Annotated in this window: 13 protein-coding genes; 5 read left to right on the forward strand and 8 right to left on the reverse strand. The window is 44.7% G+C overall.

The genetic code is table 11. The annotated features are described in order from the left end of the window. Window positions 1–356: 356 nt before the first annotated feature. Complete coding sequence (locus QZ938_RS21495; RefSeq protein WP_293353151.1) at window positions 357–6,443, reverse strand: trifunctional serine/threonine-protein kinase/ATP-binding protein/sensor histidine kinase; 6,087 nt, start codon at window positions 6,441–6,443, stop codon at window positions 357–359. 1,560 nt (window positions 6,444–8,003) lie between these two features. Here QZ938_RS21495 and sds point away from each other — a divergent pair. Next, on the forward strand, window positions 8,004–8,975 hold the full coding sequence (gene sds / locus QZ938_RS21500) for a solanesyl diphosphate synthase (protein WP_293353153.1): 972 nt from the start codon (window positions 8,004–8,006) through the stop codon (window positions 8,973–8,975). 303 nt (window positions 8,976–9,278) lie between these two features. On the opposite strand, the gene QZ938_RS21505 is transcribed toward sds, so the two are convergent. After that, entirely contained in the window at window positions 9,279–9,743 is a 465-nt protein-coding gene (locus tag QZ938_RS21505) for a hypothetical protein (RefSeq protein ID WP_293150015.1), read from the reverse strand. Between the two features lie 169 nt (window positions 9,744–9,912). Continuing rightward, a complete protein-coding gene (locus QZ938_RS21510; protein WP_293150017.1) occupies window positions 9,913–11,181 on the reverse strand; it encodes a transposase in 1,269 nt (422 codons plus the stop codon). Window positions 11,182–11,815: 634 nt separating this feature from the next. Here QZ938_RS21510 and hetZ point away from each other — a divergent pair. From hetZ to QZ938_RS21525, 3 genes are all read left to right on the forward strand, one after another. Beyond that, window positions 11,816–12,997, forward strand: coding sequence for a heterocyst differentiation protein HetZ (gene hetZ / locus QZ938_RS21515; RefSeq protein ID WP_293150019.1), 1,182 nt, complete (start codon window positions 11,816–11,818; stop codon window positions 12,995–12,997). Then, entirely contained in the window at window positions 12,990–14,063 is a 1,074-nt protein-coding gene (locus tag QZ938_RS21520) for a hypothetical protein (protein ID WP_293353155.1), read from the forward strand. Before hetZ ends, QZ938_RS21520 begins: the two co-directional genes overlap by 8 nt. Window positions 14,064–14,265: 202 nt before the next feature. Beyond that, window positions 14,266–16,659: a transglutaminaseTgpA domain-containing protein gene (locus QZ938_RS21525; RefSeq protein WP_293353157.1), complete on the forward strand. Its 2,394-nt coding sequence runs from the start codon at window positions 14,266–14,268 to the stop codon at window positions 16,657–16,659. 466 nt (window positions 16,660–17,125) lie between these two features. On the opposite strand, the gene QZ938_RS21530 is transcribed toward QZ938_RS21525, so the two are convergent. From QZ938_RS21530 to QZ938_RS21540, 3 genes are all read right to left on the reverse strand, one after another. Then, a complete protein-coding gene (locus QZ938_RS21530; RefSeq protein ID WP_293353159.1) occupies window positions 17,126–17,740 on the reverse strand; it encodes a type II toxin-antitoxin system PemK/MazF family toxin in 615 nt (204 codons plus the stop codon). A 4-nt stretch (window positions 17,741–17,744) separates the two neighbouring features. After that, window positions 17,745–18,425 carry a type II toxin-antitoxin system antitoxin SocA domain-containing protein gene (locus tag QZ938_RS21535; RefSeq protein WP_293353161.1) on the reverse strand — a complete coding sequence of 227 codons (681 nt, stop codon included), beginning with the start codon at window positions 18,423–18,425 and terminating at the stop codon, window positions 17,745–17,747. A gap of 261 nt (window positions 18,426–18,686) precedes the next feature. Further along, window positions 18,687–19,157 carry a DUF4079 domain-containing protein gene (locus QZ938_RS21540; protein WP_293353163.1) on the reverse strand — a complete coding sequence of 157 codons (471 nt, stop codon included), beginning with the start codon at window positions 19,155–19,157 and terminating at the stop codon, window positions 18,687–18,689. A gap of 96 nt (window positions 19,158–19,253) precedes the next feature. Between QZ938_RS21540 and QZ938_RS21545 the strand changes: the two genes are divergently transcribed. Continuing rightward, on the forward strand, window positions 19,254–20,735 hold the full coding sequence (locus QZ938_RS21545; RefSeq protein ID WP_293353165.1) for an ankyrin repeat domain-containing protein: 1,482 nt from the start codon (window positions 19,254–19,256) through the stop codon (window positions 20,733–20,735). Between the two features lie 1,042 nt (window positions 20,736–21,777). Here the strand turns inward: QZ938_RS21545 and QZ938_RS21550 are convergent. Both QZ938_RS21550 and purH read right to left on the reverse strand, forming a co-directional pair. Continuing rightward, the gene (locus QZ938_RS21550) at window positions 21,778–22,728 is read right to left on the reverse strand and encodes a 2OG-Fe(II) oxygenase (protein ID WP_293150041.1); all 951 of its coding nucleotides are present in this window, start codon (window positions 22,726–22,728) and stop codon (window positions 21,778–21,780) included. Between the two features lie 439 nt (window positions 22,729–23,167). Next, window positions 23,168–24,712 carry a bifunctional phosphoribosylaminoimidazolecarboxamide formyltransferase/IMP cyclohydrolase gene (purH, locus tag QZ938_RS21555; RefSeq protein ID WP_293353167.1) on the reverse strand — a complete coding sequence of 515 codons (1,545 nt, stop codon included), beginning with the start codon at window positions 24,710–24,712 and terminating at the stop codon, window positions 23,168–23,170. Window positions 24,713–24,905 lie beyond the last annotated feature (193 nt).

Here is a 24,905-nt window from a genome sequence, read left to right on the forward strand (position 1 = left end):
TCTGAGCTTTGACAATGGCCGCACCCTGACCACCATCGAAGTCTGACATCCGTCTCATACCATTTTAGATTTTAGATTTGAGATTTGAGATTAAAGAATTGAAGAATGGGAAATCATCACCGATCGCATAACGGTTTGGAACACTGGCCTAATTTCCATTTTAGTTTGACCTTCCAAAAAATGGATACCGTCCCACCGACTCAAGTCATAGAGCACGAAAAATTTTAGACTCCTGTTCAAGCTCCCAGATTCACGGCACTACAACTAAATCTAAATTCTCAAATCTTAAATCGAATGACATCGGTCTAGAGTGGCATTTTTGGTCGCGCCTCGGTAAAATTTCTAGTGCTATAGCGCTAAAAGGCGATCGGAATTGACACGATAAAGCTCGTTTGACCGATCGCGGATGTTACTTCTATATTACCCGAATGTTTTTCGACAATTTTCTTAACAATATCCAGTCCCAAGCCGCTGCCTTCTCCGGCGGGTTTTGTGGTAAAGAAGGGTTCAAATATTCGCGGCAAAATTTCCGGGGGAATTCCTGTGCCGTTATCCCTAACGCCCACCAACAGGAGCTGATTTTCTACTCTAACATCTACTGTTAAAATTCCGCAATTGTTCATTGCTTGTAAAGCATTGTGAATCAGATTTGTCCAAACTTGATTGAGTTCGTCTGGATAGCACAGCAATTCAGGCAGTCCATCTTGATAATTCCTCACAACTTCTACTCCGTGTTTGAGTTGGTTGTAATAAAGAGTTAATATAGTTTCAATCCCCTCAGTAATATTGGCAATAACCTTTTCTCCCATAGAGTTAGAGCGAGAATATGCTTTTAAAGCAAAAACTACTTTTGCAGCTCTATCTGTAGCTGTGATAATAGTATTCGTACTTCTTTGCAAAGCAGTAAATTGATAGGCTTGCTGTAAAATATCCGAGCTAGTGGGGTCTTGCAGCAAAGGCAAAATTGATTCGATATTGTCGTAAATGCCGATATCAACTAAGGTGTCTGCTACTGTTTCTGAATTTGCCACAGAATTGTTTGATAGCTGCTGAATCAAAGCTCTTTTAAACTGGCGTTTTTCTCGGTTGGAAAAGAGCATCGCCTGCGACTGGTATTTGGGGAGCAGCGTCAATAAATCAGAGTAACGTTCCGGGGACATTTTGTGGAAAAAATCCGCGATTTGGGCCAGATTTTGATTGAAAAAATCGGCTAAATTCTCGACAGACGATCGAATCGCACCCAGGGGAGTATTGATTTCGTGAGCCACACCAGCAACTAGCTGTCCCAATGCTGCCATTTTTTCGGATTGAATGAGTTCTCGTTGCGTTGCTTGCAGGTGTTGCAGGGCTTCCGAGAGTTCTCTGGTGCGATCGGCTACTTGCATTTCCAAGGTTCTGTTGTACTCTGCTACCAGTTTCTCAGCTTGTTTGCGATCGGTGATATCGCTGAAAGCAGTAATCGCATAGACAATATTGTTTTTGTTGTCAAAAATCGGTTGCGAGTGCATTTCCAAAGGCACAATCTTCCCATCTCTGCGGACTTCTAAATTATCGGCGATCGCACTTTCGCCATTGAGAGCTCGCCAAGCCGGCAGTTGTTGTTCAGAACAGGGGCTTTCCATTCCTGATATATAAATTTCAGAAGCTGATATCAACTCTTCACCTGTAGCTGACGGCGCCAAAATTTGATCCAGCAACCGCTGTCCAGTTTCATTGATGTAAGATACCTTACCCTGGGGATTAAGTACAGTTATTCCCACAGGTAAAGCTTCTAAAAACTGCGTCAACTTGCTCTGACTTTCCCGCACTTCTGCGTAAAGTTTAGCATTAGCAATAGAAACAGCAGCCTGCGTCGATAACAGTTGCAAAACCTCTACCCTGTCATCAGTAAAAGCACTCGTAGTGAGATTGTTCTCTAAATAAACCATCCCAATTAATTGACCTTGATTCAGCAAGGGCGCGCACAATATAGATTGAGAATTATGTCTGACAATATACGGATCGCGCGTAAATCTTCCTTTGTTAGCTGCGTCACTTTCTACAACATTTTGTTTCCTACGAGCGACATAATTAATAATGGAAACAGGCAGGCACTTTTCAGCAGGAACCGACTGCAAAACATCCACGCGGTCGCCATCTAATTTTCCCGAAGCTTCTACCAAAAACTTACCTCGGCTTTCCAAAATCAAAAAACCATTTTCTGCCCCCGCATTTTGCAGCATAATTCTCATCAACTTCGCCAGCAACTTGTCCAGCACAATCTCGCTAGCGATCGCACCAAAGGCTTTCATCACTGCCGCCAAATCAAAAGTTTGGCCCGAATCGTGGCTGCTGGAAATATTAGTAACTGTAGCGCTGTCGCTGGTAATGCTAGTTGACACTGGAATTCTGATTAAAAATTGGGGATACTGTGTTTCCAAATCCTCAACTTTAGCTTGAGCTCCCCAGTGAGTGTAACCATAGTGAGCATCAGCCAAATAAACTCGTGCAATCTTCTCTTTTCCCCAACCGATATAGAACTTAGCTGCAAGTTCGTTAGCGAGAGCTTCTTCGTTAAGATATTCGTTTTGCTTCGCCAAACCAATCGCGCGATCGTACTCCTCCATTGCCTGAAAATTATCGCCCAAAACCCGATATTTCTCAGCCTCAACCAGATGAAATTTGTGCAAGTGATTCATGGGGGCGCGTGCAGCCCATGTCTGCATTTTCTTTTGGTTTTCTCCTACTCTTTCGAGCAGCATCTCTCTCTCCAATACATCCGCCTCAGAACAAGCAGCTAGTGCAGCCAAAGAATCATAAAAATGGAACACCGGCACAGTTAAAAAACCAGTTCCTCCCATTAAACCTTGTCTAAATTTACCTGCATTTTCCAGTGCTTGGCACAAATCCCCGAATAAATAACACAGTATGAGCTTGTGCAAATAAAAGTAATGTATTCCCGTGCGATCGTTCGCTTTCGCCAGCAACGGTAGCAGATGCTCTTCTTCGCAAGCTGTCCCCGATAAATTGCAAGGATTCTCTGCTTCACCCAGCAAGTTAAGCACCGCTTGATGAAATATTTGATTGCACTGCAAGTTGATTGATTGCTTGAGTTGAGCCAGCAGGTTGCTAGATTCAGCAATTTCGACTTTTAGATTTGTAAGTTCTTGCCCTACCAAATAAGCATATTGAGATTTTTGTTTTGCACAATAAGCGACAAACTCAAAATCTCCGTTTTTGAGTGCACTTTGATAGCTTTCTCGGAACATTGGCAGGGTTTCCCTGACATGATATTTGCTGTGAGCGATACAAGCTGCTACTATATATAATATCTTCCCTCGGAGGCTTTTTGCATTGAACATTGATGCTAAGTTTAAAGCCAATTCCCCTAACTTATTTGCCGATTCAATGTCTTGAGATGCGTAGTTCATAACTACGCCCCAAGCTGCGTAGAAAAAGGCAGAAAGCGGTGAATTTCCATACTGAATACATGAATTAATCTGTGACAAAACCAACGGAGTTAATAGTTGAGGATCGCAGTGAAATACCGCAGGAACTATGCTTGCTGCGATCCGCCTTGCTGCCAGTTGTTCGGGAGATGTCATCAAAGGCAGATTAATTAAGTCTTCGATCTTCTTTCCGGCTAATTTTGCCGCTGTTTGCTCTAATTCCCACTGAATGTTTAACTCGCTAGGATTATCGGAAAAAGTTACGCCAAATTGTGCTAGCACTTCTCTGGCGATCGCGATCGCTTCTGGCTGTCTCCTCTGCACGATATAAGCTTGAATTTTTACCTCATAAACTTTGATTTTGTCCAACAGAGTTCTGCCTTGTTGCAGCACAGTCCCAGCTAACTGTTCCATCAGCTCAAATGCGCCGCTAAAGTACGCCACCTCAACGGATTCTATATAAAGATTTAAAGTTAACTCGTACTGATTTTCCCAGCTCGAATCTGCCAGCAATCGACGGCTGACATTTAAATACATCACCGCAGCAGCATAAGCGGTAGCAGCCTTAGCTTTTCTGCCAGCAATCAAATTCAAATTAGCGATTCGATCTCGCTCTTCCTGAGTAAATGTCGGTGTTAAATCTAAACCATTTTCTATGCCAATGTTAATCTGATCGACTATTTTAAAGATATCATCTGTCAGCGAATATCCGTCCGTATTTTTCCATAAAAAGCAACCTATTTGCCAGTGAACTATTTTTTTATAGTCCTCGTCAATCAAAGCATAAGCGGCTTGCTGTACTCGATCGTGCAAAAACTTAAAATTCACAATTAACAGCTCGGCATTTACCTCAGAAACTGCTAAAATCAAACCAGATGCCAGTGCTGCTTGGAGGTCAGAAAACACTAACTGGGGAGACTTTTCGCAAATCACAGACAGCACGTGCAAATCAAAATCTATTCCCACGCAAGCTGCAAAGCGTAAAACTTGCTGCGTTGACTCTGGCAGTTTTTGCAATTTGCCAATCATCAATTCCACCACATTATCGGTAATTTCCATCTCCTCAATTTGAGCTAGATCCCACTGCCAGCCTGCTTGAAATTCGGCGCAATTATTGACATAATCTGAGGCAGAAGTTGCGAATGAGGTAGCATCAAAAGTCAACTGGGGACAGCTAGGAAAACTAAAAGTTATTAAGTTTTCAGAGTGCAGCATTTTCAGGAATTCGCTAACAAAGAAAGGATTGCCCCCTGTTTTTCGCTTCACCAATGCTGCTAGAGGTGCTGCTAATTTTTTGTCGCTGCGTAATGTGTCAGCAATCAAATTAGTAATATCTGCTATTTCCAACGGAGGTAAGGTAATTTGATTTACCGTTGCTCCCTGGTTTTGCAATTCTGCCACTGCCAGCATCAAAGGATGAACAGGACTGACATCTTTGTCGCAATATGCTCCAACAATCAATAAATATTCGGGCTGTATCAGAGATAAATTCTCAAGGGTTATTGGTTGGAAAATTTCAATATTTTCATGGTTGTGGCTTGTGATTGAACCAGTCACCATTAGTTGAATTAATTTGAGGCTAGCGGAGTCAGCCCACTGCAAATCGTCTAGAAAAATAACTAAGGGATGTTTCTCTGAAGAAAATACCCGCAGAAATTGGATAAATACTAAGTTAAAACGATTGGTAGCCTCATTGGGTTCTAATTCTGGTACAGCAGGTTGTTTGCCGAGAATCAATTCTAGATCGGGCATCACGTCAATAATGACTTGAGCGTTTGGTGCGATAGCAGCTAAGAGTTTGGCGCGCCAGTCTTGAAATCTATATTCGCTTTCGGCGAGAATTTGTTGGAGCAGTTCTTCACAAGCTTTGACGAGGGCACTGTAAGGAAGTTTTGGCTGCGATTTGTCGAATTTTCCAGCGATTGAATAGCCCTGTTTTTCGATAATTGGCTGGTAAATTTCTTGTACCAGCGATGACTTTCCTGTACCGAAATCACCTGCTACTAACATCAATTCTACCCGTTTTTGCCTGGGAAAGCGGGGGTTATTGTTGGTGATTCGCTCAAATGCTGCCAGTAATGTTTGAATTTGTGTTTCGCGTCCGTACAGTTTTTGCGGAATTTGAAATTTATCGGAAATATCTTGGTTGGCTATGGAGATTTCTGATATTTTACCGTGGGTGTTTAATTGGTTGAGACATTCTTCTAAGTCTGCTTTGATGCCCCAAGCACTTTGGTAGCGGTCTTCTGCGTTTTTGGCTAATAATTTGGCGACGATATGAGAAACTGCTGCGGGAATTTGTCGATCGACTTCGGCGACCGGTTTTGGCTGTTTGGCAATGTGGCAATGTACTAATTCTAGGGCACTACTGGTTTCAAACGGCAGTTGGCCCGTCAGCATTTCATAGAGAGTTGCGCCGAGAGAGTAATAGTCGGTGCGATAATCTAGGCTGCGGTTCATTCTGCCAGTTTGTTCTGGAGAGATATAGGCGAGAGTGCCTTCTAGAATATGGGGATGCTTGAGGGTGGGTTGTTCGGTTAATTTGTCGGGCGCGAAGACGCTGGCTATCCCAAAGTCAATGATTTTGAGTTGGTTGGTGCTGGGATTGAAAACTATGTTGGCAGGGTTGATATCTTTGTGTATAATATTGGCGCTGTGAATGTCGCCCAAAATGTCGGCTATTTGAATGGCGAAGCTCAGAGATTCGGATAGAGTAAAGGGGCGAGAGTGCATGAACCTTTTGAAAGATTCTCCTCCGAAGTCTTGGAGTACGATCGCCAAAGTGCGATCGTACTGTTCTAAGCTGTAAGCTTGGACAACTCCTGGGTGATTTAAGCTGCGGATGATGTCATATTCTTGCTTGTGACGGGCGAGTGCAGCCGGAGTGGGGTACTCTTGCTTGAGTATCTTGAAGATTACGCGCTGACCGTCGGCCGATCGCACGCCCCGGTAAACTAGAGATCGATCGCTTTGATAGATTTTCCTGAAAATTTTGTAGCCGGGGAAGTGGAGCATAACCGCAGAATCTTAGAGAGCAGCAGCGTTTATCAAAAACTTGGGTCTAAAACCCCGTCCTTATAGGACGGCTTTTCCCGTAATCAAGTAATGTAACATAGTCTTGACTTTGGTGTTAATCAATTCTACTCTCAAAGTAGATTTTAAGGATTAAGTATCTTGCTGCAAAGCGAGGAAAAATCGTAATTAAAGTCAATTACAAACAACAAAAGATAGAGCTTTGTTCATGGTACGCGGGCCAGGACGCGAAACCAGGGATTTTTTTAAATCCCTAAACGCTTCTCTGAGCTTGTTGCAAGACAAGGATAGCAGCCCACCTTTGAAGGCAAAAGGATTGCGCCCAAGAACCCGCACGCTAAGCGGGATATTAAGATCGAAATGTCTTAAGAATCCTCGGGCCTGTATGTCGAGGACTGTCAACTTAGTGTAGCCACTGATATGTGTTCGCAGCTACCGCCACCTATATTCTCAGACTTGCCTGTAAGCCCTAAACCACGAGCTCGATCGCAAATCTTCAATCTAAAGTCTAAAATCATATAACCCTGCCTTTGTGTGCAAGCATTTAAGGCAGGGTTATTGTTGAATATTCGGAATTCTGAGCGAGTAGTCCATGGCGGGCGAGGCCGGATTCGGCTGCCAAGCATTGCACTACTCGCCCAATCGAGTTATTTTAGAGCTACGTTCGGCCAACATCAGCACTATATAAATAGTCATTACATAACCGGCGGCTAGAATGGGAATAATTAGAGGAATATCGCGATAAATCATAATTAGAACCAAAAGTCAAGGACGAGGAGGAGGACGGGACAAGTTCAAGACCTACTACATTAAGTCAGCACGCAAGACTATGCCTTGGTTCTGAAGGCTACTTTTCCATATCAGGCTTGCCGAAAAACTTAGGCGTTCCCGGTGAGTCGATTTGAGATTTTCCATTTTTCGATTTTAGATTTACTCGGCAGATAAATCTGGGAGCTTCAACTAAGATCTAAAATTTTGGGCTACCCACGACAATTGTCGTGGCTTCTACCCGTTTTTGGGCGAGGTCAATAATGATTTACTGCTTTACAGATGCTGGAACAGCGTAAAACCATCCACTTTAGCTGCTTTGAGCTACCGTGCACATCTCATGCGCTAGTCTTAACTCCTGAAAATTTTTAGCCACAAGGAACTAAAAATCTGTCCCAGAAATTTTCGCTGCGATCGACTAACAAGGCTGGCTCTACGAAACTCTTACAGGCATCTGAAAGCTACCTGCCAGCCAGGCTCAATTACAGCCTGTACTTAATGTATAGAATTGTTTAAATCCTTAATACCTATAATAACACAGGGTTTCTGGGATTTAGCTATTTTTTGGCAGTGTACTTAACAATTCGATACAATAGGGGCAACCGCTCTGCCAGCGGGCCACTCACCGGAGGTAGTGGGGTGACTCTTAGCCCCTAGCAGATGACAAATAACTGCCGATCGGCTAGATTTTTCTTCCCTATTGCAGAGAATTGCCTTAAGATAAAGATATGATATGTAAAATTTTGTTACTTTACGGCTTGAGTCGGCGTATCCATGATCTCTAGCACTCTCCTATTTTCCTCGGTTGAAGAAGACCTGCGACTGTTGACAGAAAACTTAAAACAGTTAGTGGGTGCCCGTCATCCCATATTGTACGCGGCTGCAGAATACTTATTCGGCACAAAGGGAAAACGGGTGAGACCCGCAATAGTCTTGTTGATGGCCAAGGCGACGATGCCCGATCGGGAAATCACCGAAAAACACCGCCGCCTCGCGGAAATCACAGAAATGATCCACACAGCCAGTCTAGTCCACGACGACGTGGTGGACGAGTCGGATCTGCGACGGGGAGTACCGACAGTACACAGTCGGTTTAACAACCGAGTGGCAGTATTGGCGGGAGATTTTCTGTTTGCTCAATCTTCGTGGCACTTGGCAAATCTGGACAACCTGCCAGTAGTCAAACTGCTTTCAGAAGTGATTATGGATTTAGCTGAGGGCGAAATTCAACAGGGACTAAATGGATTTGACACCAGTTTGTCGATCGAAGCGTACTTAGAAAAAAGTTATTACAAAACAGCGTCTTTAATTGCCAACAGTTCCAAAGCAGCGGGCTGTTTGAGCGAGGTTCCAGCAGAAATAGCAGACGATTTGTACAACTACGGTCGCAACATTGGTTTAGCATTCCAAATAGTAGATGATATATTGGATTTCACTGCTTCAACGGAAACTTTGGGGAAACCCGCAGGCTCGGATCTGATCGGCGGTAATCTGACAGCACCAGCGCTATTTGCCCTAGAAGAAAAGCCTTATTTGGAAGTTCTCATAGAACGCGAATTCGCCCAAGAAGGAGATCTAGAGCAGGCTCTGGCACTGGTACACGAGTCTCGGGGCATAGAGCGATCGCGAGAACTAGCAACAAATCACGCACAAAAAGCTGTCGAATACTTAGCTGGGCTGCCGAATTCAGAATCCCGTCAAGCCTTGATTGATTTGGCAGATTACGTTTTGAGCCGGCTGTATTAGAGGTTAAAAAGTTGCACTTTATTGGTAATGGGTAATTGGTGTAAACAACCAGGTCAAATGTAGTCCCAGACTGCTTTGACGCTGAGGCCCAGATCCCCCCTAACCCCCCTTCTTAAGGGGGGAACAAGAATTTTCTCAAAGTCCCGCTTATTTAGGGGGATTTAGGGGGATTTAGACTCAGCGTCAAGCTAGATTTATCAATGGTTTCAGTCTTAAGTTGACACTAATTGGTAATGGGTAATTGGTAATGGGTAATACCCGAGGCCTAATGCCCGATCGCCAATTAATAACAAATTGATTTGTTTAAGCAATATCCGACGGTGGAGCCGATCGATACTGTTGCAAGTAAACATTGATTAAGTCCTGCACTTGTCGGCGAGGGATTTCCACCCCGACTTCTTGATTGCCGGGATTTTCAAAAAAAACAATACTGTCGAGACCTTCAAGAGCAATCATCTGAAATAAAATGTGAGTGACAGGCAACTGTACGGGCTTGACGCTCCCGCCCCCAGCCGCCGCAGCCGAGGACGCATCTTTAAGAGTGGGAAAAGCATAAATCACCTTCTTCTCCTGTCCCGGTTGCTTGAGATTGCTCAAAACTACGATCGCCCAACTTTCGTCTACCGATTGCAGGATCGAGTATTCGAGGTGCTGTAGCTGTTGGGCAATTAAAACCAGCGCCGGGGCGATCGCCTTTAAGATTTGTGGCGTCGAACCGTCAGGCGGAGCTTGCTCGATTAGTGCTTGAATCTGTAGATCTAAATCCATCAGTCAGTTAATTTGAGATTTGAGGTTTAATAATGTCAGGGTAACGGGTGAAGGTGCAAGTATGTAATAACTGGCACTGCCCCATATTAAGCTAAAATGCGAAATCTGAAGTCCCATAAATTTGATTGATAAATATGAAACATATAGCTGGTAAAAGTATAGTCATTTATTACATGACACGGGAGGCGTTAAATCCCTCCCCCTTCGCTTTTACTTTGAGCGGATTGACCCGCCTCGGCCCAAGTACGCAGCTCTCTATCCCATTGCTAAAAGCATTTGGGATTGCTTTTCTGAGGATGTTGTAAGAACCATTAACATCGGAGTTAATTAATTTACCGACTGATGTTCTGTATAATCCTCTTTTGATTCGCCTGCCACTAAATATGACATTCGACGCATCAGTATGTCCGTACACAGGAATTGGATCTAGGTTCAAAAAGCTCGACTTAGAGGTGTAAGATTCTTCTTGAACTATCACTTTAATTCCCACCAATCTAGTTTTGTATTCCAACATCTCAATTAGTCTAGCGTGAGGAATACTGACAAAGTTTTGATTAGTTCGTTTGGACAATTCAATTCCGGTTTTCCACTGTGCATTTTTGCCAATTATTAGCGTCCCAATTTGATGCGCCGTCAAAATATCGACGATTAATCGGCTGGTGTGATGCAAGTAATTATCTACTTTTTGGTGGCGACACCGGGTCAAGCGTTGAATCCGTGATGAGTAGGAGCGATTTCCTTTTAATTGAGACTGCAATTGGGCTTTACGTTTGTTGTAGAACTGGTTAATTGACTTTAATGGTCGCCCGTTAATCAACAAAGGGATAAATCCCGGTTGATTTGAAGTTAGCGCCGCTAAATTGTCCAGTCCCAAATCAATACTAGCTACGAAGTTGTTAATTCTAGCGGTGGACTCCGGTTCATTGTAAATTACCTCAATTACATAAGCATCGCATTTGGGAACCAATCTAACTTGACAGATTTGTTCGGGATTTATTTTGGTTTTGATTGAAATCTCAGTACCCGACAGTTTAATGATTCCACTTTTCAACTGCCTGCTGCTAATTGCTTGAATCGTATAAACCAGGATGTTTCGACCTTTTACTTTATCTTTGTACTTAGGTAGTTTTGGACGACCCGTAAATTTAGAGGCATCTTTTTTGTAAGCTTTGAGAGCTTCAAAAAAAGATTTCCAGTTTTTATCTAACAACATCAAGATTTGCTGGCTTACTTTGGCGGGCATTGCTTTGTAAGCTTCGTGAGATTTCATCAAGCGATTCATTTCGTTGTAATTGATGTAGCCCCATCCATAAATGAAACTTTGACGGAGCGCATAATTGGCAGCATTGTAGAGATTCTTCGATTTAAAAGCTAGTTCGTCAATCTGAGCAAAACGGTGTTCGGTAGATTTGATGATGTGACGTTCTGTTAGCTGCATTCTGAACCTCTGTCTTTCAGTTCGGCGATTGTGGGGAGTAGTCAACTATAATCAAACGACTTTCTGTCTGTCGTGCTGGATGTGGCAACGCTAGAGGGCTTGGAAGCCTCGCCATGCGGGGGGTTGTGTAACTTATACTTATTGCTTTAGCATAGTTTGATAGTTTTATTTTTAACATCCTGACTACACAATACCATAATCGCTTATCCCTGCTTACAAACTGAATGAAGTTTTACAATACCCAAATATAGCCTTTTTTAGCAAAAATTCTGCATTTTTTAGATTGATTCACCCTTGACCCTTCAAGTCGAAAAATATCGTGCCTCATGCTCGATTTAATTGATGCTGGTGTCGGTGGCGGATCCAAATTTTATATTTATGTACGAAAAAAAAACGGTTTCTGCTAAAAATTATCTCGTCCTCACTACCAAAAACCCCTGATTAAACCTGGTTGGTGGCGGATAGTACATCTGGGACACATCAAGAAAAAACAGCCGTCACTGTTTTTGTAGAACAGGAGATCGAGGACATTGCAGTTTGTCCTGTGCCGGGAATCCCGGAGCAAGTAGCGGTAGAAAAAAAATCTCCATACTGCTACTAACTGTGCTAATTTCAATGTGAGCTGTAAACAATCATGCGGGAAATCTGCCAGAGCGTGGAAACCATATTTCAACTGCTGTTAGACGAACTCAAAAAGTCCACTCGCGCGTCTGAGCAAAACTGCCAAGATGTAGCAGGGCGACTCGCAGCAGAAGTCAACAGGATATGCACAGAAAGTCAGCGGATTCAAAACTCCGGAGACATAGAGGGTTCAGCCCAGAGCCTAGCTCAGCACCGCTTGCAACAATGCCTCCACTATTATAGTTTAGGCTCCGGGCCCGGGCGAGTAGAATTGCACAGTACCCTCAGCGCGATCGTCTATCGCTACATCACCCCTCCACAGGTGCAGTCTAGCTATCAGGCGCGAGTAGAACTGATCAAAGATTTCTTGCAAGGATTTTATCTGGAAGCTTTAAAGGCATTCCGGCGGGAAACCCAACTGCCACCTACCTACAGTCCTCGCACTCGCTTAGAACTAGCAGAGTACATGGCCTTTGTAGAGCGTTTTGGCAAACGGCGCATTCCCTTACCTCGCAACCGGAGCCAGCAACTAATTATTTTGCGGGCCCAAACCTTTTCCCAGCAGCAACCCAAAGAAACCTCGGTGGATATGGAACAAGCCGCCGATGGAGGGGCTTCAGATTCCGACCAAACTTGGAACGACACGTCGGTGCACTCGGTGCGGGAAGCGATGGCAGGACAGGGTTCCTCGGCAATTCGCCCCCAAGGCGAAGAGTCAGAATCTCTGCGGCAAAATGTGATTGATGAATTAGTGGCGTATTTGAAAGAGCGCAACCAACAAGAATGCGCTGATTATTTCATATTGCGCTTGCAAGACTTGCCGACTAATGAAATAGAGTCGCTTCTAAACATAACTCCCCGTCAAAGAGACTATTTGCAGCAACGCTTTAAGTACCATTTGCTCAGGTTTGCCATGTCGCACCGCTGGGAACTGGTTCACCAGTGGCTGGAAGCAGACTTAGATAAAAATCTGGGTTTGCTGCCTTCCCAGTGGCAGATCTTTGGCGAGCAAATCGGCCCAGAGGGGCAGCGTTTGTTAAAGTTGAAGCAACAGGGTCTGTCAGAGTCAGCGATCGCGCAAACCCTCGGCAGCACGGTAGCCCAGGTACAGAAACGGTGGTTTAAATTACTCGAACTTGCCTGGGAATTACGAAATCGTTCAGATTCCGGAGAAGGGGCATCTAGTGATGAATAACGAAACGAACAGGGATGCAGAGGCTTTCGAGCGCCATTTCTTAGACTGGGTATTGCAGGCGCCGATCGAGAATGCCTCTAGCGAAGATGAGGAGAACTTCAATCTGCCCCCTTATTCAGAAGAGTGGGGCAACGAAGACAATTCTGGGGTGGAATACTGGGAATGGGACGAACCAGACCCGCTGGATTATCAAGTGAGGGCGCACAGCAATGCACCCGCACAACCGCTGACTATTGGAGATATACCGACCGTGCAAGACCGTTTTCAGACCTTGTTAAAAGAAAGGCTTAGAGCCGAAATCGAATCCAACCCGCCTCTGTTCCCCTGGGAAACAGAAATTAAAAGTTACGACCACGACTACCCAGACGATGTAGCCCCCCAATGGGTTCCCCCCCTACATATCTGGACTCCCCAACTACAAAATATTAGATGGGGTCGCCTGCCAATTCCGATCGCCCAAGGGGTTTTTGCTCAACTGCTAGAACCTTGTCAGGAATTGGTAATGTTGTCACTGCGGGAAGGAGCAAAGTTAGTCCGCGCTGTAGATAGCTTGTTTCCGGATCAGTCTCAGGAACTTAACGAATTAGCTGGTATCGTACTCCTGGGTGCGACAAGAGGAATTACAGCTTCAGAAGTAGAAGATTTACCGAATTACTCCGAGGCAACTACCGATCAACAAATGCTGATGTCGCTGTTGGCCGCCCGAGAAATCATTGACTCTCTAACTTTGGATTGTCCTGTAAATCAGCCGCCGGTTTCCCGAGAATGGTTGACAGCTTTGGGTTCGCTGACTCTGCAAGCTCAATACCTGTCCAACCGCAATACAGAACCACCAAGGCCGTGTTTAAGAGTTGAATGCGAATTTCCTGGGGGAGGAAGTTTGGAACTCAAGGGAGGAGATGCTGAAGCAACTGCACATCGTCCGAATTCCGGGCATTTAAGTGTGGAGTTGTTCGATCCGCAACCGGATAAGATTTATGCCTTAGAAGTTCGATTCCAAAACTTCGAGACTAGACCTCTGATGTTTGCTATTCGTCCAGTTTTGTCAGGACAAGATAGCAACTAAAAAAATACAATTAGAGTAAATCATGTATATTTTTACTCTGTGGTTTGACCTCACACACACAAAAACAAATTCAATCCCCCGACCTCGCTCGTGGGAAGCCAAAAAAATTAGATTTTAGTTAAAACCGTCTCAGATTTATCTGTGGAGTTAATCTAAAATCTAAAATCTAAAATCTACAATCGACTGACTTGGATGGGTGCACATGACAACTGATAACCTGCGAAAAATACCTGTTTTGGGTAAGCTGTGGGAGCAGATTGAGGCGATGCCTCCGCCGGTGATTGAGGATTCTTTACTGCTGCGAATCCTGGTTCAGTTGTTGGTAATTGTGGGGATTGTGGCGACAGATGTTGCTGCTGAAGAAGCGCTGAACCTGTGGGCTGTGCCTGTTAGCATTGTGGGAGCAACTTGGAGTTGGTACCGCCGCCGCGATCGCAATGTAGCTGCTAAGTTCTGCATAGCTATTGCCATGCTGGTGGCGCTGTTCGCTTTTTTTACCCGTTTGATAGGGGAATTGAACGATACCCGGTTAGTTTTGGCGCAACTGTTAATTCACATTCAAGTGCTGCACAGCTTCGATTTGCCCCGCCGCAAAGATTTGGGCTATTCGATCGTGATCGGGTTGATTTTGTTGAGTGTAGCGGCGACTATCAGTCAAACGCTGACTTTTGGGCCGTTGCTAGTGGTGTTTTTGGCTTTAGCGCTGCCGACTTTGGTGTTGGATTATCGATCGCGCTTGGGACTTTCCAAAGCAGACGATAGCAAGCAGAAAGTAGAAGGTGCAGCCAAAAATAAGAACTGGTCACTATTTGCTGCTACTCTATCCCCCAAGTATTTTGGTTGGCTGCTAGCGATAACTGTTGGGTTGGGGCTGACTATTTTTGCGTTTTTGCCGCGCCTCCCAGGCTATCAGTTGCGGACTTTTCCTGTCAGTGCTCCCATTGAATATCAGGGGGAATTTGACTCGCGCAGCATTTTAAATCCGGGGTATGTCAGAGGGGGAAATGAACAAGGGACTGGCGGAGGAAGGGGGAGAAACCCAGACAAAGGGCCAGGAGAGGTGGACTCTACTTTTTATTACGGTTTCAACCAGCGCATCAATCAGAATTTGCGGGGGGAAATGAAACCCCAAGTGGTGATGCGGGTGCGATCGCAAGCGGCGGGTTTTTGGCGGGTGTTGGGCTTTGACAAGTACACTGGTCAGGGTTGGGAAATTTCTCGCAACGAACAAGCTCAAAAGGTTACTAGACCTAGCTGGTCTTATCAATTTTACCTGAATCCATTTCCGAATGCGCCTCGGACTCAAGAGGTGATTCAAAGTTATACTATTATTGCTCAGTTGCCGAATTTGATTCCGGCTTTAAACAAACCAAAGGAACTTTATTTTCCAAGTCCAGAGGTGGCGGTTGATGCGGAGGGGGGTTTGCGAGCGCCTGCGGAATTGGGAGAGGGCGTGACTTATACGGTGATTTCTAATGTGCCTTTCCGCGAGCGGGCTGAGTTGAATAAAACTGGTACAGATTACCCGAAAAACATTCGCAAGTTCTATTTGAACGTGCCGCCGAAAATTGCAGCCAAGGTGCGGGCAAAAACTGAGGAAATTTTGCAGGCTAGAACTAGAGTAGCTAAGTCGGAAAGGGCGATCGACTCTCCCTACGAAAAAGCTTTGTATTTAGCTCAATATTTGAAGCAAAACCCTAATTATAAAATTGAAAAAGCCTTGCCTTATTTAGAAGAAACTGAAGATTTGGTTGAGGGTTTTCTGTTTGGCTATCAAAACACCCAGGATGGCAAAAAAGTGACTGGTGGATATCCAGATCACTTTGCGACGGTACTGGCAATTATGCTCAGATCGATCGGGATTCCGGCGCGAGTGGCTGGCGGTTTCGATACGGGGGAGTTCAACCCGTTTACTGGTTTGTATGTGGTGAAAAATACCGACGCTTTCATGATGACGGAAGTATATTTTCCCAATTACGGCTGGTTTGGTTTTAATCCGATTCCAGGTTATCCACTGATTCCCGCTTCGGTGGAAGATAACCAGACTTTTAGCGCGCTGGAATCGTTTTGGAAGTGGATCGCGGGTTGGCTACCAACGCCTCTGAGAAGCGGATTAGATTCAGTCATCGGTTTTGTAATTCGCTGGATTAGTTTGATTGTGGGCTGGTTTTTGGGGCAGTTTGCGAAGGGTTGGGTTGGGTTGTTTACTGGGTTAATTAGTGCGATCGCATTTGGCTTCATTGGCTGGTTAATGTGGCAAGGGTGGCGCAAGTGGCGCTACCGGCGCTGGCTGGGTAAGTTGGCGCCCGTGGAAGGGGTTTATCAGCAAATGTTGCAGGATTTGGCGAGTCGGGGATTTCCCAAGCAGAAAGCTCAAACGCCTTTGGAGTATGCTGAGGCAATGCGCGGCCATCATGCAACCGATGAAGCTGAGGTAATTGAGGAAGTTTCGCAAGCTTACGTGCGGTGGAAGTACGGTGGCGAAGCGGGAAATTTGGATCAGTTGCGGCGGTTGGTGGATAATTTAAGGCGATCGCACTTAAAGAAACTGAAAAACCGCTGGTTGTCAAAATTCGCAACCCCCAACGTCAGGTAAAGGTTCGTAGTGAGGACTTTAGTCCTTCTTAAAGGTTCGTAGTGAGGACTTTAGTCCGCAAATAAAGGTTCGTAGTGAGGACTTTAGTCCGCATCAATCAGAGGACTCACATTCCCAGCGATCGAACCAATTGTATTAGGGTTTATAATCCCCATTCCGCACCCCTGGAAAACCTAGGAAAAATAGATATTGCAATTGCTTCGTCCCTCGCAATGACAATTTATAACTCGATACGGTTTGGTTAATTCTCTTCTCTCAGAAATGAAGAAGTTTTATCTCTCCGTGGTTGGGATTATATTCTGTGGCTAAATTAAGTGCAAGTTCAGAGATAGTTGATATTATATCATGTCCGGTCGATTGACTGCAATAAGTAAGGTTCGTAATGCGGACTTAATCCGCATTACGGCTGCGGACTTAAGTCCGCACTACGAACCGTTTTTGTAATGGTAATCGACGGGAAATAATATTACCATAATTCTAGATCGCTTATGACTTTTTCTAAATCAATCTTTTTCGTCATATCCTTCGGCAAATAATCAAAGACTTTCTCTAAAACTTCCACAGACACATTGTTCATCAACCAATCATCACTAGAATTATTCCCAAGATTCAAAAAATACTTTAAACGTTCCTCTATCGACTCCTTATCTCCTTTATCCACTTGTCCGACTCGATCGAGCCAATTTCCTTGGGAGTCCTTAAAACAATTAGCATCAACTGTACATATCTGATGCACTAAAGCCAATGAATTGCGATCGAGACCATTTTTGCTGGTCGAGTTAATGGGATATGCTGTTGGTAAACCTTTGCAGGTTTCTTGGAAAGTTAAGGGAATCACCGTAAAAGTTTGTAAGCATTCAGACTTATCTTGAAATTGGTCAATTTCCCAAAAGAGATAATGATGTTCTCCCCGCAAAACCCTACGAGAATTAACTATTAGTTTACAATCAACTGTCTGGCATTCCATCTCGTATGGTTCATTTAAATCATAAATGTGATTGTGATTGTGTTGGCAACGAAGAGATACTTTCTGGGGATTCACTAAATAAATCCAACCTTGACGAGGTGTTTTTCCAGCCACATTATCACCCTAATTCATTGATTAATTTTTGTCTTTCTGTCTCTAGATTCAGCCTCACCACTTGATCTTGTTGATGGCTATCTTTAACCTCCATCATTGGCGCAGTGCTGTAGATATACTTTAGTAACTTCTGGCTTTTCTCCTGTCCTGAACCTGCCCATTCTCTGCGAATGTTTTCCAGCATTAGTTTTAGTCCTATGGGCAATTCTAGATCGTCGATATTACCTGCTTCGGCACCAAGTCGGATAAATATAGTTTCTCCCACAAATTCTTGAACAATTGTTTTGCCATTCATTTGATTTAAGGCGACTATTATGTCTTCGTTCCAAGGACTATAGTGATAATAACGCCAATTGAGCTGCGTAAGTTGTTTGTTTGTCCATTTGACAGCATAAAGGTCGGCTAAATATAAGAATTTGATTAATTGGTTTTTTGTAATATGGCCTTTGGTGGTGTAAACAAAATAGTTGATGAGGGTTTCTAGCATGGCTTTGATTTTTTGTATAGCCTTTCTCAAAAAGATGAGGTACTCATGGGAATAGGGAATCGGGCATCGGGAATCGGGCATCGGGAATCGGGCATAGAGGGCAAAGAGGGCATCGGGCAAAGAGGGCATAGCGAATATATCACTTTTTTGAGAACCGCTATAGGGTGCGTCGCGATTATAAAAATTAATTAATTCCATTGATAATCTGAGGGCGATGTACCTTACGACTGTTGGGAAAGACTAAAAGATAGGGTTGTTTATTCAACTGTTGAATAACCAAGGTGCGTCGCTGTGAGATTGTCGATCGCGATCGAGGGATTGTCGATCGCGACACACCCTACGACTGTTACGATTAAAGAAACCGGGTTTTTAGCAGAATTTACGCCTACAACGAAGTAAACGCGTGAAAAACCCGGTTTCTGGACATCCGCGCGCAAGTCCTGAATCGTACTCTAACGGTTACATTTTACTGATGATTCTTTGCAGGATTTCTACACCTGTTAATGCCTGCCAGCCAAATAGCCCCAACAGCCCCACATTTAGAACGATGTGAGTGTATCTCGCCCAATCTTGACCTTTTTGCATAAACGGAGTCAGAGACGCTGAAATGGCAATTATGACGGTCATTCCCAACCCTGCTATTAAGTGCGGGGCGACAAATAGTTTGCCGTTGTTGATGTAGGTGACTGCCATTGCGCCGATCGCACCTGTTACCATCAAGCCTAGCAGCAAGGAGCCCATCTGATGGTGCTTGATATTGAATTTGCCCTTAATTAACTCTTTCTTGACTTCGCCTTCGGCACTTCTGGTACGGCGGATTTGAACGCCGAGATACAAAGCATAAAATGAGATTGCTAGCAACACCCACATTAAAACTGGGTGGAAGAATTGACTCCAAACTTTCACAGACTGCGGAATTTCGAGATTCATGGCGTTTTGAGGATTTGTAAATATACTTCATAAAACTTAGCATACCAGTAAGTCCCTCTCGTGCGACGGTACAAATATACGGTATGAGAGACTATTATGCCTGCCACTAAACAAGACGCTGTATTGATCCAAGCTGCCAAGACTGGCAACATTATTCACGTCCAAGCTTTACTAGCTAAAGGGGTTGACGCTAACGCCAAAGACTCTGAGGGGACGACGGCTTTGATGTTTGCCGCCCAAAAGGGCTATACGGAAATCGTGCGTATTTTACTAAACAATGACGCTAATGTCAACCTCGCAAGCAGGCGTTTTGGCCTCACGGCTTTGATGTTGGCTGCGGCTAACAAACAGGCTGATGTTATGCGGCTGTTGTTGGCTGCGGGTGCTGATGTTGATGCTAAAAATGATGATGGAAGTACGGCTTTGATGGCTGCTTCTCTCAAAGGCGATATCAATGTTATCCGGTTGTTACTGGATGCTAAGGCTGATGTGAATGTTCGAGATAAAGATGGAGATTCGGCTCTCAAAATAGCTGCTTGTTCGGGACATGAAGCTGTTGTTCAAGCTTTGGCTGATGGGGGTGCTGTTGCTGATAATTCTATGCTATTTTCAGCTATCAGTCAAGGTAGCGCTAAAATTGTCCGAATTTTGCTCGATCGCGGTGCGGATGTTAATCTTAAAAATCTACAGAGCAAAACTCCTTTGATGCAGGCTGCTACGGCGGACAATTTGGCGGTAGTCGAGATGCTGCTAGCCGCTGGTGCTGATTTGGAAATTCGCGACAAAGAGGGCGAAACTGCTTTAACTTTGGCTGCGGATTGCGGTAATGTTGATGCGGTGCGAGCTCTCCTGGCTGCGGGTGCTAATGCGAATGTCAAAAGTGGAGATGGCGGGACGGCTTTGATGGCTGCTGCTGCTGGGGGAAATGGAGCGATCGCACATATATTACTAGATGCTGGCGCGGATATCAACGCGAAGGACAGAGATGACGAAACTGCGTTGAATTTTGCCGTGGTTGAAGGCTGTCAAGATGTGGTGGAATTGCTGTTAAACCGAGGTGCTTATGTCGGTTCGAGAAATCGGTTGGGCGATACGCCTTTGCTGGTGGCGGCTGTTCACGGTCACAGTGCTATCGTATCGGCTTTGCTGCAAAAAGTAAACTCAAATCGCCCAGATTTCCTGAATGCTAAAAACTTTGGCGAGACAGCTTTGACTCTAGCTGCGTTTCACGGACATACTGAAACGGTGAAAGCCTTGCTTGACGGCGGTGCAGATCCGAATATCCCAGCGGATTTGGGGAAAACTGCTTTAATGAAGGCGTGCGATCGCGGTTATCTGGCGATCGTCCAAATATTAGTCGAAAAAGGCGCAGATGTCAACTTGCTCGATGAATCCGGCGCAACTGCTGTGATGTGGGCCGCCCATCGGGGTTATGCTGATGCAGTTAAGATTTTAATCGCTGCTGGTGCAGAGTTAAATCACAAAAATCCGGGAAATTATACAGCTTTAATGTTAGCTGAATTTAAAGGTTATTCGACTGTCGTGAAATTGCTCAAAAGTGCAGGAGCACAAGAGTAAATATAGCATCGCGGGAGACGTAAACGGCGGTTGAAACCGCGTCTTGTCAAACCAAGCAGACGGCGGTTGAAACCGCGTCTTGTCAAACCAAGTCTGCCTCCGCAGACTGAAGAAAAGGCGGTGTCAACAAAAAAATATCATGTTAACCATCCATTCTTTAACCCGCATCGGCGGGTTTTGTTTTTGTAGACGCGGTTTTAACCGCCGTCTCCGCGGTGTAAAGAAAATGCGGTGTCAACAAAAAAATATCATGTTAAGCATCCATTCTTTAACCCGCATCGGCGGGTTTTGTTTTTGTAGACGCGGTTTTAACCGCCGCCTCCGCAGACTGAAGAAAAGGCGGTGTCAACAAAAAAATATCATGTTAACCATCCATTCTTTAACCCGCATCGGCGGGTTTTGTTTTTGTAGGCGCGGTTTTAACCGCCGCCTCCGCAGACTGAAGAAAAGGCGGTGTCAACAAAAAAATATCATGTTAACCATCCATTCTTTAACCCGCATCGGCGGGTTTTGTTTTTGTAGACGCGGTTTTAACCGCCGCCTCCGCAGACTGAAGAAAAGGCGGTGTCAACAAAAAAATATCATGTTAAGCATCCATTCTTTAACCCGCATCGGCGGGTTTTGTTTTTGTAGACGCGGTTTTAACCGCCGTCTCCGCAGACTGAAGAAAAGGCGGTGTCAACAAAAAAATATCATGTTAACCATCCATTCTTTAACCCGCTTGGAGTGGGTTTTGTTTTTGTAGACGCGGTTTTAACCGCCGTCTCCGCGGTGTAAAGAAAATGCGGTGTCAATAAAAAACGTAATGTTAACCGTCCATTCTTCAACCCGCGGAGGCGGGTTTTGTTTTTGTAGACGCGGTTTCAACCGCCGTTTTATCTTAGGAATGGCAATTTAATAACTTAAGCAATCTCGATCTTTCAATCCTTGCCTGCAAAGCTAGCGGGCGTAAAGATGCTGAAATTATTGAATTTTCATTCCTTAATCCACAAATCGTGTATCAATTTGCTTTACGCACCCAGCTTAACCTGCAAATCTCATCTCAATCCGCTTTTCGCACCCAGCCATTAATAGTAAACCTACTATCAGCAAAAGCTTTCGAGGGACAGTTGACTCGCAAAACTTCGTGCATATAGCGACTCAGAAAAAATACAATGCTATTATTCCGAGGCTCAACCTTTCTGAATGTCTCATCTGCAACATAAAAATTGTTCTCGACTTTGCTGTCGTAAATCAGCAATTCCCCGCCTGAAAAAGCCTTAGGTTCTCGGTTGAAATAATAAACGTAAGTAAAAAATCTACTGGCGGTATCTGGCGAACCGCTATCGTTATGAAGTTTGTAAAAGTTGTTGTCATTGTGCATTGTTAATTGAGCTTCTATGTCACCCAGCGCAAATTCTGGGATATTTAATTTACGCAGCACATCGGGGAGAATTGCTTTAATGCGATTTACCATCAGTGTGGAAAATTCCGGGAAGGAGTGGAGCACCATTGAGCGACGGTAATCTTCGGCATTTGTTGAGGTACTGGTAGTTACAAATTCTGATTCTTTGGCTAAAACATATTTAATTAGTTTGTTCTTTTCTGCGGTTGTCAAAAAGTTATCTATTTGGGCGTAGCGAGATATTAAATCGTCATTTACGGGTGCGGGGGCGGGAATTTCTGCGGGAATTTCTGCGGGAATTTCTGGGACAATTTCTAGGGGGATTGCTGGCTGCTGCGGTTGCGGTTGCTGCAAGAAAATTGGGGGTTCGGTGACTAATCCGACGAGATGTTCGGCGGGAAAGGAAAGGCTGGAACGCCCGTCGTCTATGGGGATTTGGAATAAGGTGGAAAAACCTACTGTCTGTTGCGGGCGATCGACTAATGCTTTGACAAGGCTGTGCAATAATGGTGTGTCGGATTTGAGCGTAATGGTGCACTGATGTCCGCCGGTAAGCAGGATTTTAACTTTTACGTCTTGGGGTTTAATTTGCTGTTCGCTGTAAGTCATAATTTTTGAAGGATACAACTGGGTACTGGTTAGGGATATAACAGTTTTGATTGGTGTCACAGTCTTCTCGATCCCCCGCTAGCCCCTCTTAAGAAGCAGGTTGGTTCGCGTCTGGGCCAAGGTACGTTGTTGGGCTTTAGCCCTCTTTATAAGATTAGGAAAGAGGGCTGAAGCCCAACAACGTACCTAATTTGTCTGACGACAATAAAACCACCCTGCCTAACCCCCCTTAGGTCGGGGGGGACAAGAGTCTCAAAGTCTCCCGTCTTAGTAACGATAAAAGTGTTTTCAAAGTCCCCCTTCTTAAGGGGGATTTAGGGGGATCTAGACTCGGATACTAACGAGAGATTCAAAGCTTTTAGACTTAAGTTAAGACCAATGAACACTATTATATCCCTACACTATCGTACACAATTAAGAAAAGCTATAGGTATTATTCCTAATGCAAAAAGTGCCGGATATCAGTGAAAACCATTGTAATTCCGAGTTGGTTGGCTGCTGCGATCGAATCTTTGTCGCGCATACTTCCTCCCGGTTGGACGATCGCAATTATTCCCGCTTGGGCAGCCGTTTTGACGGAATCATCGAAGGGGAAGAAGCCATCGCTAGCCAAAATAGCTCCTTTGCTCTTCTCTCCCGCTTGTTCCAACGCTAGTTTAACCGATCCCACGCGGTTCATTTGTCCGGCGCCGACACCGATTGTAGTGCGATCGCGCGTCACAACGATCGCATTTGATTTAACGTGTTTCGCCACTTTCCAAGCAAACAGCAATTCTTCCAACTCTCCCGCAGTCGGCTGCTTCTCGGTAACGGCGCGCCATTTGCTAGTTTCTTCTACTAGATTATCCGATTCTTGTACCAGCAAACCGCCTGCAATTACCTTAACAGTTTGCGCTGGCCCTGGAGTCAAATCCGGCAAAATTAATACTCGAACTTTCGCCTTTTTCTTGATAATTTCTTCCGCTTCTGGTTCGCACCCTGGGGCGACGATACATTCTAAAAATGTTTGAGTTAGCGCCGTTGCAGTAGCAGCATCAATCGGGCGATTCAGGGCAACAATTCCACCAAAAGCTGAGACTGAATCTGTATCAAAAGCTTTTTGATACGCTTCGGAAATAGTCGAACCCAAGGCTGTACCGCAAGGATTTGTATGCTTCAGAATAGCGGCGGCGGGAGTCTCGGGAAATTCTACAATTAGCCGCCTTGCTGCTTCTAAATCTACTAAATTATTGTAGCTCAATTCTTTGCCTTGCAGGATGGTGCTAGTTGTCCAGCCTGTCGGTGCATTTCCGCTTTGATACCAGGTGGCTGCTTGGTGGGGGTTTTCGCCGTAGCGGAGTGTTTGCAGCTCGGTTCCCGATACGCTAAACTCCTGTGGTAGCTTCGATTCTGGCTCGGATTGGCTGCTGAGATAATTGGCGATCGCGCGATCGTAATTTGCTGTATGCTGAAATGTTTCTAACGCACATTTTTGCCGAAACTCTAAGGATGCTTCCGCGCCATTTTGTCGCAGTTCTGCTAAATAAGTATTGTACTGGTCTGGATTGCACAAAACTGTCAAATGAGCGTGATTTTTAGCTGAAGCTCTCAGCATCGCCGGCCCGCCGATATCTATATTCTCGATCGCGTCAGCTAGAGTAACTCCAGGTTTGGCAATAGTCTGTTCAAAGGGATACAAATTGACTACAACTAGATCGATCGTCCGAATTTGATTTTCCGTTAAATCCGCGATGTCTTGCGCTACATCGCGGCGTGCTAAAATACCTCCGTGGATTCGCGGGTGAAGTGTTTTGACTCGCCCGCCCAAAATTTCGGGAGAACCAGTATATTCTGCAACTTTCGTGACAGGGATTCCTGCTTCTTTGAGGGCGCTTGCTGTCCCGCCGCTGCTAATTATGTCAAATTCAAATTCTTCTACTAGACTGCGCGCTAAGTCGATTAGCCCGGTTTTATTGGAGACGCTCAGAAGTGCTAGACGTGCCATTGGTTTGAAATTGCGATCGCAAAAATAGACAGGTTACATTCTATATCAAATCTGGCGGCAGGTAGATAATTTGCTAATTGGTAATTGTGATTATTTCCTGAGACTTCAAGCATGAGCCTGCTTGTGAGCCAGCGGACTTACTTCAAAATCATATAATAATTTATACTTGGCAATTGCTTCTAAATATTTATAA

This window comes from Microcoleus sp. CAWBG27, from assembly GCF_020883145.1.
In the GTDB taxonomy this organism is placed as follows: domain Bacteria; phylum Cyanobacteriota; class Cyanobacteriia; order Cyanobacteriales; family Microcoleaceae; genus Microcoleus.

Excerpts from the sequence above, each read along its gene's own strand:
- purH (WP_293353167.1), bottom strand. The coding sequence starts at position 24,712 with ATGGCACGTCTAGCACTTCTGAGCGTCTCCAATAAAACCGGGCTAATC.
- QZ938_RS21510 (WP_293150017.1), bottom strand. The coding sequence starts at position 11,181 with ATGCAGCTAACAGAACGTCACATCATCAAATCTACCGAACACCGTTTT.
- QZ938_RS21540 (WP_293353163.1), bottom strand. The coding sequence starts at position 19,157 with ATGAATCTCGAAATTCCGCAGTCTGTGAAAGTTTGGAGTCAATTCTTC.
- QZ938_RS21520 (WP_293353155.1), top strand. The coding sequence starts at position 12,990 with ATGAATAACGAAACGAACAGGGATGCAGAGGCTTTCGAGCGCCATTTC.
- QZ938_RS21550 (WP_293150041.1), bottom strand. The coding sequence starts at position 22,728 with ATGACTTACAGCGAACAGCAAATTAAACCCCAAGACGTAAAAGTTAAA.
- QZ938_RS21545 (WP_293353165.1), top strand. The coding sequence starts at position 19,254 with ATGCCTGCCACTAAACAAGACGCTGTATTGATCCAAGCTGCCAAGACT.
- QZ938_RS21525 (WP_293353157.1), top strand. The coding sequence starts at position 14,266 with ATGACAACTGATAACCTGCGAAAAATACCTGTTTTGGGTAAGCTGTGG.
- sds (WP_293353153.1), top strand. The coding sequence starts at position 8,004 with ATGATCTCTAGCACTCTCCTATTTTCCTCGGTTGAAGAAGACCTGCGA.
- QZ938_RS21505 (WP_293150015.1), bottom strand. The coding sequence starts at position 9,743 with ATGGATTTAGATCTACAGATTCAAGCACTAATCGAGCAAGCTCCGCCT.
- QZ938_RS21535 (WP_293353161.1), bottom strand. The coding sequence starts at position 18,425 with ATGGAATTAATTAATTTTTATAATCGCGACGCACCCTATAGCGGTTCT.
- QZ938_RS21495 (WP_293353151.1), bottom strand. The coding sequence starts at position 6,443 with ATGCTCCACTTCCCCGGCTACAAAATTTTCAGGAAAATCTATCAAAGC.
- hetZ (WP_293150019.1), top strand. The coding sequence starts at position 11,816 with ATGCGGGAAATCTGCCAGAGCGTGGAAACCATATTTCAACTGCTGTTA.